At 30.4% G+C, this 15585-nt stretch carries 12 protein-coding genes; 6 read left to right on the top strand and 6 right to left on the bottom strand.

Annotated features, from left to right (window positions below):
• Nucleotides 1-36 precede the first annotated feature (36 nt).
• Both ruvA and ruvB read left to right on the top strand, forming a co-directional pair.
• A complete protein-coding gene (ruvA, locus tag BCI_RS01545) occupies nucleotides 37-627 on the top strand; it encodes a Holliday junction branch migration protein RuvA (RefSeq protein WP_011520495.1) in 591 nt (196 codons plus the stop codon).
• A gap of 8 nt (nucleotides 628-635) precedes the next feature.
• Nucleotides 636-1643, top strand: a complete 1008-nt coding sequence (gene ruvB, locus BCI_RS01540; RefSeq protein WP_011520494.1) for a Holliday junction branch migration DNA helicase RuvB — start codon at nucleotides 636-638, stop codon at nucleotides 1641-1643.
• Between the two features lie 173 nt (nucleotides 1644-1816).
• Here ruvB and BCI_RS01535 read toward each other — a convergent pair whose 3' ends face one another.
• Together BCI_RS01535 and pyk are read right to left on the bottom strand one after the other, a co-directional pair.
• A complete protein-coding gene (locus tag BCI_RS01535; protein WP_011520493.1) occupies nucleotides 1817-3166 on the bottom strand; it encodes an Nramp family divalent metal transporter in 1350 nt (449 codons plus the stop codon).
• 419 nt (nucleotides 3167-3585) lie between these two features.
• Entirely contained in the window at nucleotides 3586-5037 is a 1452-nt protein-coding gene (pyk, locus tag BCI_RS01530; RefSeq protein WP_011520492.1) for a pyruvate kinase, read from the bottom strand.
• A gap of 420 nt (nucleotides 5038-5457) precedes the next feature.
• On the opposite strand from pyk, the gene zwf reads away from it, so the two are divergent.
• The 3 genes from zwf (at nucleotide 5458) to htpX (ending at nucleotide 8592) form a co-directional block, all read left to right on the top strand.
• Nucleotides 5458-6936, top strand: coding sequence for a glucose-6-phosphate dehydrogenase (zwf, locus tag BCI_RS01525; protein ID WP_011520491.1), 1479 nt, complete (start codon nucleotides 5458-5460; stop codon nucleotides 6934-6936).
• Between the two features lie 87 nt (nucleotides 6937-7023).
• Nucleotides 7024-7512 (top strand): non-heme ferritin, encoded by a 489-nt coding sequence (ftnA, locus tag BCI_RS01520; RefSeq protein ID WP_011520490.1) that lies wholly within the window; start codon nucleotides 7024-7026, stop codon nucleotides 7510-7512.
• A 204-nt stretch (nucleotides 7513-7716) separates the two neighbouring features.
• On the top strand, nucleotides 7717-8592 hold the full coding sequence (htpX, locus tag BCI_RS01515) for a protease HtpX (protein ID WP_011520489.1): 876 nt from the start codon (nucleotides 7717-7719) through the stop codon (nucleotides 8590-8592).
• Nucleotides 8593-8637: 45 nt separating this feature from the next.
• Here the strand turns inward: htpX and hns are convergent, their stop codons facing one another.
• The 4 genes from hns to BCI_RS01495 all read right to left on the bottom strand — a co-directional run bounded on the left by hns (nucleotide 8638) and on the right by BCI_RS01495 (nucleotide 12377).
• Nucleotides 8638-9048, bottom strand: coding sequence for a histone-like nucleoid-structuring protein H-NS (gene hns / locus BCI_RS01510; RefSeq protein ID WP_011520488.1), 411 nt, complete (start codon nucleotides 9046-9048; stop codon nucleotides 8638-8640).
• 454 nt (nucleotides 9049-9502) lie between these two features.
• A complete protein-coding gene (gene cls, locus BCI_RS01505; protein ID WP_041574935.1) occupies nucleotides 9503-10951 on the bottom strand; it encodes a cardiolipin synthase in 1449 nt (482 codons plus the stop codon).
• 164 nt (nucleotides 10952-11115) lie between these two features.
• Entirely contained in the window at nucleotides 11116-11418 is a 303-nt protein-coding gene (locus BCI_RS01500; RefSeq protein ID WP_011520486.1) for a YciI family protein, read from the bottom strand.
• Nucleotides 11419-11612: 194 nt separating this feature from the next.
• On the bottom strand, nucleotides 11613-12377 hold the full coding sequence (locus tag BCI_RS01495; protein WP_011520485.1) for a YciC family protein: 765 nt from the start codon (nucleotides 12375-12377) through the stop codon (nucleotides 11613-11615).
• Between the two features lie 449 nt (nucleotides 12378-12826).
• Here BCI_RS01495 and topA point away from each other — a divergent pair, with 449 nt between their 5' ends.
• Nucleotides 12827-15400, top strand: coding sequence for a type I DNA topoisomerase (gene topA, locus BCI_RS01490; protein WP_011520484.1), 2574 nt, complete (start codon nucleotides 12827-12829; stop codon nucleotides 15398-15400).
• The last annotated feature ends 185 nt before the right edge of the window (nucleotides 15401-15585 follow it).

Here is a 15585-nt window from a genome sequence, read left to right as displayed (position 1 = left end):
TTTACATAGTATCACATATTTAAAAGGAAGTTCAAGGTGATTGGACGTCTTAGAGGTATTATTTTGGAAAAACAACCACCGTTATTATTATTGGAAATTAACGGAATAGGTTACGAAATTGCTATCCCCATGAATAATTTTAGCCTATTACCAGCAATAGGTCAAGAAACTATTTTGTATACTCATTGTATTGTACGTGAAGATACCGAATTATTATTCGGCTTTATTAAAAAACCAGATATGATATTGTTCCGCGCATTAATTAAAATTAATGGTGTAGGACCAAAACTAGCGCTAGCTATTTTAGCAGGAATGTCAGAAAAACAATTTCTTAGTGCTATTGAGCATAATGAAATTCATATGTTAACTAAATTACCAGGAGTTGGAAAAAAAACTGCAGAACGTCTGGTAATAGAAATGAAAGATAAATTAAAAGGAACATCTAAATCGCTATTTTCTTTAGCTACTATAGGAGAAGGACTTGCTAAAACTGAAATTGAAGCAATAACCGCATTAATTTCCTTAGGTTATACCCATCAGGAAGCAAGTAAAATGGTTAAAAAAGTAGCTATTGAAGGAGCGAATTGTGAAACATTAATACGAGATGCGTTACGTACTACTCTATAGAGGATAGTATGATAGAAGCTGATAATTTAAATGTCACGTCCATTATTACAGATTATAATCCTATAGTAGATTATAGACCTAAAAAGTTAGTTGATTATATTGGTCAAACTAATGTACGTGAACAAATGAAAATTTTTATCCAAGCTGCCAAAATGCGAGGTGATGCTTTAGATCATGTATTGCTTTTTGGTCCACCTGGCTTAGGTAAAACTACGCTTGCAAATATTATTGCAAATGAAATGGAGGGCAGCTTACGTAGTACATCTGGTCCTGTTTTAGAAAAAGCTGGTGATTTAGCTGCTATATTAACTAATTTAGAACCACACGATGTATTATTTATTGATGAAATTCATCGTTTATCACCAGTAATTGAAGAGATATTATATCCCGCAATGGAAGATTATAAGTTAGATATCATTATAGGTGAAGGTCCTGCAGCACGTTCAATAAAAATACAAATTCCACCATTTACTCTGGTTGGTGCTACTACTAGAATAGGATCTATTACTTCGCCTTTGCGTGATCGTTTTGGTATTGTACAACGTTTAGAATTTTATCCTACTAAAGATCTACAAAATATTATTAGTCGTAGTGCAGCGAATCTTTCTTTGAGTATTACTGATGGTGGGTTAAGTGAAATTGCTAAACGTGCACGTGGGACCCCACGCATTGCTCTTCGTTTGCTACGAAGAGTACGAGATTTTGCAGAAGTACGCGCAGCAGGTAAGATTACTAACAATGTGGCTATGAATGCCCTAAATATGCTAAATGTTGATACTGCAGGTTTTAATTTCATGGATCGGCAATTATTATTAGTAATTATCAATAAGTTTTTAGGTGGACCAGTAGGTCTAGATAATCTAGCTGCAGCTATTGGTGAGGAAAGAGAAACCATAGAAGATGTACTAGAACCATTTTTAATACAGCAAGGTTTTCTTCAGCGCACACCACGTGGACGTATTGCTACAGCTGAAGCATATCGTCACTTTAGTTTAAAGCAATCAAGAGATATATAATATTTGGTAATTAATAGCTAAAGTTATTTAACTTTAATCATTAGGATTATTTAATTAATTAAAAAAATTAATCCATATCTATAAATGTTAATAGATTAGAGGTGATTTTTATTTATTCAATATTATTTATCTCATACTATTAACAATTAATATCTAACAACTTGAATAACTAATCAGCCTATTAGCATATTAATAGTTTTAATTACTAATTGTATATTAAGAGCAATTAGAATCGTATTAGCTAACCAACCTATAATAATAAATATCTTACAGTTAACAAAGATACCCATCTTTTTCCTTGAAGAGGTAAGATATAATAGTGGGACCATAGAAATTGGTAAAGCTATACTTAAAAATACTTGTGTATAAACGAGCAGTTTTTCGATTACATTTCCTGTTTCTCCCCATAAGTAAATGCAAGATATGATCGGAATAATAGCTATTAACCTATTTATTATTCGTCGTTGCCAAAGAGGTAAAGTAAAATTAAGGAAACCTTCCATAACAATTTGGCTAGTTAATGTTCCGGTGATGGTGGCATTTTGCCCAGAGGCAAGTAATGCTATAGCGAATAATGTAGCTAATGTAGAACTTGCTATCGCTCCTGCCATATTAGGATCTTGTAATGCATTATAAAGTTGAGCAAACCTACCAATATCTTCAGGATTTTTCCCAAAAAATAAAGATGCCCCAAGAATTAACAATAAACAATTAATAATAAATGAAAAACCTAACTGCATATTTGAATCTATAGTCGCATAACGTATAGCTTCTTCTAAAGCTTTTTTATCAGTTCTCACATATTGACGAGACTGAACAATAGAAGAATGTAAATAAAGATTATGCGGCATTACTGTAGCTCCTACAATTCCTAGTGCAATGAAAAAAGCAGAATCACCTCCAGAAACCTGAGCAGTAAAAATTTCTGTGTTTGGAATAAATGAACGGATAATTAAAACTAAATTAGGGTTTGTTAAAGCAACTTCATAAGAAAAAATAATAAAAATAGTAATAATTAAACAGAAGACAATTGCTTCTATTTTTCTGAGACTAAACTTAATTAAAGTTAAAAGTATTAGTACATCTATGATAGTAATAACTACACCGAGTAATAATGGTATATTAAATAATAAGTTTAGTGCAATTGCACTACCAATAATCTCGGCTATTTCTGTAGCAATAATAGCTAATTCAGTAGTTAACCATAGAACTATAGCAGTACGTTGTCCAACTAAAGCTTTTGTAGCTTGTGCTAAATCCATCCCTGTAACTATACCGAGCTTGGCGCACATAACTTGCAATAGCATAGCTATTAAACTTGACATTAATATTACTGATATTAATAAATAACCATATTGGGCACCTCCTTGAATAGAGGTAATCCAGTTACCTGGATCCATATACCCAACTGCAACCAGTGCTCCAGGACCAGAGAAAGCGAACATTTTTTTTAGAAATCTAGCCTTTCTAGTTGGTACTGGAATAGTACTATGAATTTCTTCCATGCTATTTTTAGTTTCCATTTGTTATTCCTAGTCACAACAATTATGCATTATTAATTTATGTTAATGATTAATTTATTTAAATTGATACCAAATAGTATTAATTAGTTATGTGATAGCATAGTTAGGGAGTGATATAGAATCAAATTATGAAATTTAGCATGATACTTAAAAGATTAAATTTATAATTAGTAGTTAAATATTACTTTTTTTAGATGAATCTAATCTTTGATATAATAGATACCTTTCATTTGATCACTTATAACTTATTAACCGTAGTATAGAAAAATATTGTTATATAGTGATCATATTAGTATGTTTTATTAGAAATAAAATTATTACGAATATTTTATAGATTATATGTTAAATATTTAATTTAACTTTTAGATAAGCTAAATAGAATACTCATTTAAGTATGAAGTATCTTTATATGATAAAGATTATTCTACTAATAAGATTCGGCTTGTGTTAGTAGTTCCTACTGTATCAATTATATCACCTTGGGTAATAATTACTAAATCACCAACCTTTAAAAAACCTTGATTACGTAGTAATCGTGTCATATGAATAGCTGTTGCTACTCCTCCTTCCTTTTGTGTTTGATCATTAAAATAAATTGGTGTTACTCCACGATATAAAGCTGTAAGGTTTAATGTATGTTCATGACGTGATAAAGCAAATATTGGTAATCCTGAACTTATACGAGACATCATTAGTGCAGTACGACCAGACTTTGTCATTGATATAATTGCAGTAATTCCTTTTAGATGATTTGCTGCGTACATTGCTGACATAGCAATGGTTTCTTCGATATTATCAAACTGCACATCTATTCGGTGTTTAGAAATATTTACACTAGGGATCTTTTCAGCTCCTAGACACACCTTTGCCATAGCAGCTACTGTTTCAGCAGGATAATGACCAGATGCTGTCTCTGCAGAAAGCATACCCGCATCAGTACCATCTATTACTGCATTAGCTACGTCCATTACTTCTGCACGAGTAGGAATTAAGTTATTTATCATAGATTCCATCATCTGAGTTGCGGTAATAACAGCTCGGTTTAACTGACGTGCTCGTTGAATTAGTTTTTTTTGAATACCTACTAATTCTGCATCTCCTATTTCAACACCTAAATCCCCTCTTGCTACCATAATTACATCAGAAGCTAAAATCATATCTTCTATAGCTTGATCAGAGTAAACTACTTCAGCTCTTTCTATTTTAGAGACAATTTTGGCATGACAGCCTGCATTTTGCGCTAACTGACGGGCATAAAGAATATCTTTTCCATCACGTGGAAAAGATATTGCTAAGTAGTCCACACCAATCTTAGCAGCAGTAATTATATCTGCTTGGTCTTTTTTTGTTAGAGCATGAGCAGAAAGACCTCCCCCTAATTTGTTAATTCCTTTATGATTAGATAGCCAACCACCAATTGTTACTTGAGTATGAACACTAAATGTTTCAACTTTAAGGACTTTTAATTGTATCTTACCATCATCTAATAGCAAAATATCGCCTGGAAATACATCATTAGGTAAGTCTTTATAGTCAATACCAACTCTTTTACGGTCACCTACTCCACATGCAATGGTAGCGTCAAGTATAAAGTGATCACCAGCAGATAATAAAATACCTTCATCGCAAAAAGTAGATATACGAATCTTAGGTCCCTGTAAATCACCTAGAATAGCTATATGACACCCTAAGCTAGCAGCAATTTTCCGTACTTCTTGGGCACGTCTTATATGATCTTCTGCAGTACTATGAGAAAAATTTAGGCGTACCACATTAGCACCAGCTAAAATAACTTTTTTTAGATTATCATCGCGATCTGTAGCAGGACCAAGAGTAGTTACGATTTTTGTTCTTCTTAACCGTCTTAACATACATAACTCCATAGAGTAGTAGCTTAATTAAGGTATGTTATTCTTTGAAATATTCACGCTCAGTAAATAATAAGGCTTACACTTGTTTTTCTGCTTATAAATATAAAATTGAATTGTCATTTATTGAATTAATATTATATATCTTGAAAATAAGATATAAAAATAATATCTAAAATAGATTAGATTAAACATAAAATATAATCTCTATTTCTAGAAAATTGACTTTATTTATGTTTATAATATAATTCCTTGTAGATTAGTCTAATCTAAACATAAATAGATTTGAAGTAATAAATAATTGTATTTTTATATGAATATAAAATAATATAAATAATATTAATAGAATTCATTAAAGTTAGCTATTTATAACTACAGATTCAATCTATATTCATATAGCTCTCTTTCGTCTAGGAGAAGAACATGGCTGTGATATCCATAGCCCAAGCATGTGATTTTGTTATCTTTGGCACAAAAGGAGATTTAGCTCGCCGTAAATTACTACCTTCATTGTATCATTTAGAAAAATTAGGTTATATCCATCCAGATACAAGGATTATTGGTATTGGTCGTGCAGAATGGGATGTTAATGCATATATTTATATGGTACGTCAGGCACTAGAAACTTTCATAAAAGAACCCATAGACGAAAAACTATGGAGCATATTAAGTGCTCGATTAAGTTTTTGCAATCTGGATGTGAATAATATTTGTAATTTTAGCATATTAGCGAAAAAACTAGATTTATCTAATAGAATTACTATTAATTATTTGGCTATGCCACCAACGACTTTTAGTTCTATTTGTCAAGGATTAGGTAGAGTAGGTATTAATAAACATCCTAATCGGATTGTCATGGAAAAACCATTAGGTACTAGTCTTGCTTCATCATTGATGATTAATAATCAAGTATCAAAATACTTTGACGAAACTCAAGTATACCGTGTTGATCATTATCTTGGTAAAGAAACTGTACTTAATTTACTTGCTTTACGATTTGCAAATTCTTTGTTCTCTAATAATTGGAATAACCGTACTATAGATCACGTACAAATCACTGTCGCTGAAGAAGTTGGTATCGAAGGACGTTGGGATTATTTTGATCAAGTAGGTCAATTACGTGACATGATACAAAGTCATTTACTGCAAATCTTAACTATTATCGCTATGGCACCTCCTGCAAATTTAACTACAGATAGTATCCGTGATGAGAAAGTTAAAGTATTACGTTCACTACGACCAATAAATCATAATAATATAAATTATACTACTGTACGTGGACAATATACTGCTGGTATAGTTCATGGAAGAAAAGTACCTGGCTATTTAGAAGAAAGAGGAGCAAATAAAAACAGCAATACCGAAACTTTTATTTCGGTACGTGTAGATATTGATAATTGGCAATGGGTTGGGGTACCATTTTATTTACGTACGGGTAAGCGTTTACCAGTAAAATGTTCAGAAGTAGTTGTATATTTTAAAAATCCACCAATTAACTTATTTCATGATTCTTATCATGAACTACCTGCTAATAAACTAATAATTCGTCTACAACCAGACGAAGGAATAGAAATTCAGATTTTAAAAAAAATACCTCATTTAGATCATAAACACCGTTTACAAACCACTAAATTAGATCTTAATTTTACAAAAACCTTTAATAAAGTTCATTTGTCCGATGGTTACGAAAGATTATTACTCGAAACTATGCGCGGTATTCAGGCCCTTTTTGTCCGTAGGGACGAAGTAGAAGAAGCATGGAAATGGGTAGATTCTATTCTAGAATCGTGGAAATTAAGTAATGATACACTGCAATTATATAAAGCAGGTACCTGGGGACCAATAGCATCATTTGAATTAATGAATCAAGATAATCGTTCTTGGCATGAATTAGAAAATTAAAAGAAAATAATTGATGTTATATAATTTATTAAAAATAATAACTAACAGATATACTAATTTAAATTATTTAATAAACGGAAATAAATTATGTTAAAAAGCGAAATAAAAACTAAGCTTGATGAACAACTAAACTTAGAAATTTTTTCTGTTAATCTTTATTTACAAATGAGTAGTTGGTGTAAAAATAAAGGTTTTGAAGGTGTAAGTAGTTTTTTTAAAAAGCAGTCACAAGAAGAAAATAACCATATATATCGTCTATTTGACTATTTAAATGACATAGGTACTATGCCTATAGTAGGTTATATTAAAGCTCCACCAATAGATTACTCTTCACTGACTGAACTAATTCAGATTGCCTACCAACATGAGCAAAATCTTACTCAAAATATTAACCAGTTAGTACATACAGCTATAACACTACAAGATTATTCTACATTTTACTTTCTACAGTGGTATATAGCTGAACAACAGAAAGAAGAAAATAGATTTAAATATATATTAGATCAACTAAAACTAGTAAATATTAACTATAATGGAATATTCTTAATCGATCAAATGTTTAAAACATTATCATAGTAGTTTAATAAAATTATTATAAATATTTATCTAATTAATATAGTATAAAATTAAAAATTTATTAAGCTTATCTATATTGATTTTATAACAAAGATAGCTAATATTAGCTTAATTATATTCAGTAGCTTAATACTATAAACTATTATTTATACATATTTAATCTAATTTCTCTTTAGAAATTAACTTCTTAAGATGGTATTTATTATGATGCGTATTGTTATTTTTTTACTTACTAATTTAGCAGTAATGGTAGTTTTTGGTATATTATTAACCTGTGTAGGTACCCATTCATCTAATACAGTTAGGTTAATGATTATCTCTGGACTATTTGGTTTCTGCGGAGCATTTATTTCATTATTAATGTCTAAATTCATAGCACTACGTTCTGTAGGTGGAAAAGTAATATCGCAGCCACAGAACGAAACAGAACACTGGTTGCTGAATATTATTCTTAACCAAGCTCAAAAGATAGGAATAACTATGCCGCAAGTAGCCATTTATAATGCTCCTGATATGAATGCTTTTGCTACCGGTCCTAGTCGTAATAATTCACTAGTAGCAGTTAGTACAGGCTTGTTACAAAATATGCCTCGTACTGAAATAGAAGCAGTTATAGCACATGAAATAAGTCATATCTCAAATGGAGATATGGTTACAATAACCTTGATAAGTGGCATAGTAAATACTTTTGTTATTTTTATATCGCGGTTTTTAGCGCAATTAACAGCAGGTTTCATCGGATCAAATAATGAAGAAAGTAACAACGGTAATAAACTAGTATATATGATCGTATCAACAATACTAGAATTAGCATTTGGCATATTAGCTAGTATTATCGTTTTATGGTTTTCGCGTTACCGTGAATTTTACGCAGATGCAGGTTCAGCTAACATAGTAGGTTGCGATAAAATGATCGCTGCACTTCAAAGACTGAAAACAAGTTACGAACCAAAAGTAACAAATAATATAAAGATATTTTGTATTAATGGATACCAAAAATCATTGAGTGAATTCTTTATGTCTCACCCACCGCTTAATAAACGTATTGAAGCATTACGCTATGGTACTTATATGAAATAAGATAAGCAAAAATAAAGTCTTACTAAAAATATCTAATAAAATATTTTATAGGAGAAAATCTTCTAGCTTTTTTCCCTTTTGATTAATAGCTGTTTTTATAACTGTAGGTGTACGTCCTTGCCCAGTCCAGGTTTTAATCTGACCATATTCATTAATATATTGGTATTTAGCAGGACGTGCAGTTCGTCTAATTTTTTTACTAGAAGTTCTAGTATTACTAAGAGTATTTAGTAATTCATTAGGATCAAGACCATCAGCAATCAACATATCTCGATATTGTTGTAATTTTCTAGTACGTTCTTCTATTTCAGCTTGAACTTGATTCTTTTCCTTACGTCTTTCATTAACTACTACTTCAAATTTCTCTAGCATTTCTTCTAGAGTCTCTAGAGTACATTCTTTAGTTTGTGCGCGTAAAGTGCGAATATTCTTAAGAATCTTAAGTGCTTCGTTCATTTACTTAATCTCGAAGATTAAAATAGTACATATGATTATTTGACTCATCATAAAGCGCTAGTATATTTTCTGCAATACCTGGATGATGATTCTTATATTTTAAATAGTAATTACAATACTTTATACTAATATATTTTATATATATAGTTATATTTTTTATAGCCTATAAATATAAATATTTATACCTATAGTTTTCCCCAAAAAAGTTAAAAATTAATATTTTTAACCATATAGGTTCGTTATATTATTCATATAATTACTGAATTAATTTCAGAATTAGTTAGATAATCTAGTATTTCTCTAATATAGATATATATCTATATTGGTGTATATATTTTCTTAGATGAAAAGCTGATTAGATCAACAATCAATATTCTTAATTTAATTATATATCTATTAAAATTAAGAATATTAAGAAGATATTGATTAAATAACATAATCCAAATCTATATATTTATAGTAATGGACTTAACAAATAAACAATCCGCTCAATTATGCGTTGCCAATAAGGACGTTTTGACCAAACTATTATGTCAATAATTTGTGAACTAGCTATGTAATCTTTATGTACCTTTGCAAGATCATTACTAAAACTTTTAGCATCAATGACTAAGGTTACTTCAAAATTTAACCATAAGCTGCGCATATCTAGATTGACTGTACCTACTAAGCTTAATTGATCATCTATAAGTACGCTTTTAGCATGTAATAAACCACCTTCAAATTGGTAAATTAGTACACCTGATTCTAATAATTCGGCAAAAAAAGAACGACTAGCCCAGCTTACTAGCATAGAATCATTATATCTTGGGATAATTATATGTACTTTTACACCACGTTGAGCAGCAGTACAAATTGCATATAGTAAATCATCACTCGGTACTAAATAAGGAGTAGTAATAACCAATTGTTCACGAGCAGCGTAAATTGCAGTTAATAATGCTTGGTGAATTATGCCTTCTGGAAAACCTGGACCAGAAGCTATGACTTGAATTGCATTACTAGAAGAATAATATTTTAGTGGCAAAATATTTTCTGCTGGTATTTGGATTCTTTCTCCAGTTTCCATTTCCCAATCTCTAGAGTAAATAATACCCATAGCTATAGTAACTGGTCCTTCTATACGGGTTATCATATCTATCCATTGTCCAACTCCAGCTTTTTGTTTAAAATAAAGTGGATCTACCATATTCATACTACCAGTATAAGAAATATAATTATCTATTAAAATCATCTTACGATGTTGACGTAAATCCATACGTCGTAAGAATATACGTAAAATACTTACATGTAATGCTTCTACAACATGAATCCCAGCCTTGCGCATTAAAGTAGGGTAAGGACTACAAAAAAAATTTCCGCTACCCGCCGAATCTAACATTAGCCGACAAAGAACACCACGCTGTGCCGCAGCTATTAGTGCTTCTGTAACTTGATCGACAATACCTCCTGATTGCCAAATATAAAAAACTATTTCTATATTGTGCTGTGCATTGCTAATATCATGGATTAGTGATTTCATAGCTTCGTAGGTGTTATTAAATAGTTGTATTTTATTGCCTATTAGACCACTCATACCCTGCTGGTGTTCACATAACTGAAAGAGCGAACGAGCTACTTCGCTATTTTCTGTTGCAAAGATCTGATTATAACTTTTGAATTGTTCAATCCAATTATCAAAAAAAGCGCATACTGCTTTATTACGTTTGTAGCGACGTTTACCAATCTTTAGTTCACCTAGTAACAGATAAATAATTATTCCTACTAGAGGAAAAATATAAACTATCAGGAGCCAAGCCATTGCTGAAGGTACAGCACGACGTTTAATTAAAATTCTTAAAGAAAAACTAGTGATTGACAACCAATAGATGAAAACTATTAGCCAGTCTAAAAAAGGCGTTATCATGATAGATAAATTGGTTTACAAGTTAAATTTTATTTTTTATTACAAATAATCCAATGCAGCTTAATAACTTTCATACTCCTTAAATTATTAAATATTAAATTTATGAATAGTTGCTAAACAAATAAGATTAGTAATCTAAAATCTAGTTATATTAGTCATTATTAAGGTAATAATATTATGTAAGGTCTAACTATAACTTTAGTATAATTGTTAGTTGCTATATAAGGATTTTTTTTTATCCAAGCCTGCGCAGATTCTAATGAATCAAATTCAGCAATTACCGTGTAACCATTAAATCCTATTTTACCAGGATCATAACAGTCAATTCTTGGTGTTAAACCAGCAGTTAATAGTCGACCTTGGTCTTGTAATAGTTGTAACCTGGCTAAATCGCTTGTTCTAGAGAATATATATTTGTTTTCCGTATAATTAGTTAATGATTCGGTATAAATAACATAGAGCATAGTAAATTAATACTCCCTCATCTGCATCTGCTGTAGTTCAACTAACATCTTATTTACTTGTATTGGATTATATAATAATTAATTATATAATTTTATTTGGTATTGATTAGATATAATATACCATATTACTAATATTAATTAGTTTTATAATATTAAAATATGAATATATTTAATATATATAAAAATAAGTATAATTAGTAAATTGTTTCTTCTTTTTTAAGAAACATATACAAACGATATAAATATATTAATACTAGAGATGTTATTAAATTATTGAATACATTTAATAATACTGCAATGAAAATAGGATGACATGTAGTTAATTTAGTTGCTAGTAGCAATAATATAGTTTTAGCAAATATTCCGCTTAATATAATAGGGCTAATGAAGCGGAGATTATTTAAAGCTATTTCAGTACTAGCACGAATAGATTTTATCACTCCTAAATTTTCAGTAATAGCAATCACTGGTGCCAGACTAAAAGCTATAGAGGTTAAAAATCCAGGCAATACTACGAATATTAGTCCTAATTGGATGATTAATGTAGTTAATAAAGTTAATAGTAGTAAACGAGGTAGCCAGCGTATTGATAATACTACAGCACCTAATACACTAATTGAACGTTGGTTTGATATACAACTTATCATAGTTAGTAGACTTCCCGTAAGGAATGTATTACCAACTAGTCCAGCTAAAGCTCCAGCTGTAGATACTTTCAGTAAAATATTCTGCTGATCTAGAGATATATGTTCAAAAATTTGTTTTATACTAATATCGGATAATATATCCATATTATTCTTATTACTTAAGAATTGAATTTGTTCACTAATTAATGATGGGGTAAGTACATAATAACTGATTATGATGCTAATCATAGCTGTTAATAGTGATAATAAAATAATGTTGGCAAACTCATTACGGAAAAAATTTAACATGTCACGGTATATAGTAGTCGCCATAATTTGTCTTCAAGGTTCCTTAGTAGAACAATTAGTTAAAAGAAATTAATGGTATGACATACCTACTACTGCTATACCATCTGTCTATAATCATTATATAAAGTACTTTTGGTTCACGGATTATGAATAACAATGAATACTATAAATATTAATTTATACTTTAAATGTAAAAGTGACATACATGGTATAATTACGCTATTGTCATTTGTCTTTTTTGTGAATAAAAATGTTGAATCTAATTCATTTAATATGATGTTTATCATATAAGAATTTTGCTATGCTTTTAACCTTATCTAGTGGAATAAAATTCCAATTTGCTCAAATTACTAATATGAGATTCATATATTAAATATAATTTAACATCAATCAATTTTAATTAGCATATAAAGTTAATACTTCCCAGTTAAGTAGCATAGTAGAAATATATTATTCATGCGAGTGAAAATTAAATGAATAAAGCTCTTGTAATAGTAGAATCTCCGGCAAAAGCGAAAACTATCAATAAATATCTAGGTAATCAATATCTAGTTAAATCTAGCATTGGTCATATTCGTGATTTACCTATTCATCGTGAAACAGTTAAACAACAAGGTAAAACTAACTATCAAAATACATTAGCTAACCGTATGGGTATCGATCCTTACAATAATTGGTTCGCAAATTATGAAATCTTACCAGGTAAAGAAAAACTAGTTAACGAGTTAAAAGCTCTTGCAAACAAAGCTAAGCATATTTATTTAGCAACTGATCTTGACCGCGAAGGTGAAGCCATTGCTTGGCATATTAGGGAAGTCATAGGCGGTGATAATAGTAAATTTAGCCGAGTAGTATTTAATGAAATTACATGTAATGCTATAACTCAAGCTTTTCAAAGTCCTAGAGAGCTAAATTTGCATCGTATTAACGCACAGCAAACACGGCGATTTATGGATCGTATAGTAGGATATATGATTTCTCCTTTATTATGGAAAAAAATAGCTCGGGGTTTATCTGCTGGTAGGGTGCAATCAGTTGCTGTTAAACTAATTGTAGAACGTGAACGCGAAATTAAACAATTTTCACCAATAGAATATTGGGACCTATATTCTTATCTACAAGGTCCTAAAGATATTGTACTAAAAATGCAAGTCACACACCTAAATAATAAACCATTTAAGCCGATTAATTCTCTTCAGGTTCAATCTGCTATTGCTTTGCTTAATAATGCACGTTATATAGTATGTTGTCGTGAAGATAAAATAACTAGTAGTAATCCTAACGCACCTTTTATTACCTCTACTCTACAACAAGCAGCTAGTACTCGTTTAGGCTATAGTGTTAAGCAAACTATGCTCGTTGCTCAGCGCTTATATGAAGCTGGATATATTACATATATGCGTACTGACTCAACTAAAATTAGTGATGAGGCAATTAATATTGTTCGTAACTATATCTTAGATATTTTCGGGAGCAAATATTTACCTAATCAGCCAAATCAATATCTAAGTAAAAAAAATAGTCTAGAAGCACACGAGGCAATACGTCCATCTAATCTTCATATATTAGCTGAACAACTAGAAAATATAGAAGAAGATGCACGTAAACTTTATCAATTAATTTGGAGACAATTCGTCTCTAGCCAAATGATGCCTACACAGTATAATTATACAAAAATTAACGTAATAGCTGGAGATTTCCAGCTTAGTACCACTGGCCGAACATTACACTTTGATGGTTGGAGTAAAGTTATGCCAATTCTACATAAGGAAAATGAAGAAAGTATCTGTCAATCAATATCTGTTGGTCAGATACTTTCTTTACAACAATTAATTTCACAACAAAATTTTACTAAGCCACCTTTACGTTATACTGAAGCTTCCTTAGTAAAGGAACTAGAAAAACGGCGTATTGGCCGACCATCTACATATATGTCTATTATAGATTCTATTCAAGATCGTGGTTATGTAAAACTAAATAACCACCGTTTCTACGCAAAAAAAATTGGACAAATTGTTACAGATCGTTTAGCTGAAAATTTTAGCGAACTAATGAATTATGACTTTACAGCTAATATGGAAGATACTTTAGATAAAGTAGCTACTAATCAGCAAGATTGGAAAAATGTACTTGATACTTTCTTTATTAAATTAAACCAACAGTTAGAAAAAGCTAAAAAATCTCCCACAGAAGGAGGTATGCTACCTAATAGTATAGTTACTACTAGCATAAATTGTCCTATTTGTGGTAGAATGATGGGTATTTGTACAGCAAATACTGGTGTATTTCTTAGTTGTTCTGGTTATAAACTACCACCTAAGGAACGTTGTAAACATACTATTAATCTCATCTCTGAATCAGAATGGCTAAAAAAACTAGATAACGAAAACAAAAGTATTGATACACAAAAAGTACGAAGTCGATGTATAAAATGTAATAATATAATGGATAGCTATTATTTTAATAATAATAGTATGTTAAATATATGTAATAATAATCCTTTATGCGATGGTTATGAAATTGAGCAAGGTCTATGTTTACTAAATACTGATTATGGTACCTTAGTACCATGCGAAAAGTGTAGTGCTAATATGCAATTAAGAATAGGTAGGTTTGGTAAATATATTGCTTGTACTAATAATACATGCAAAAATACTCGGAATATTTTACGTAACGGCGATATAGCACCACCAAAGATGGAGTTAATCGAGTTTCCAGAGCTACCTTGCAAAAATTCTAATGCTTATTTTGTTTTGCGCAATGGTGCTGCAGGGGTTTTTCTAGCAGCTAATACTTTTCCAAAAGTACACGAAACTCGCGCACCTCTAGTTGAAGAGTTAGTTAAATTTAAAGATCGCCTACCAACAATGTTACGTTACCTAACAGAAGCACCGATACAGGATGACCAAGGCAATAAGACTTTAGTAAGGTTTAGCCGTAAAAAGAAACAGCAATATATCTCTTCTGAAAAAGAAGGTAAGGCTACTAGTTGGAAAGCTTTTTTTATAAACGGTCATTGGCAAGTTTATAATAAAGAAGATCAGTAATAATATCTAATATTAGCATTATATACTCGAACTAAGTAGTTAATCGTCTTATCGGTTCAAAATCTTTCATAATGTAGTGTCTTTTCATATATCATATAGTAATATAGTAATATTACTTATTTTTTGACAATATAATATTATTTACTATAATCAAATTTTTCTTGTGCTCAAAGCTCAACTTTATT

The sequence above is a fragment of the Baumannia cicadellinicola str. Hc (Homalodisca coagulata) genome, assembly GCF_000013185.1.
GTDB lineage: Bacteria > Pseudomonadota > Gammaproteobacteria > Enterobacterales > Enterobacteriaceae > Baumannia > Baumannia cicadellinicola_E.
Note: the sequence above shows the minus strand (reverse complement) of the source record. Positions and strands in the feature narration are given on the sequence as shown.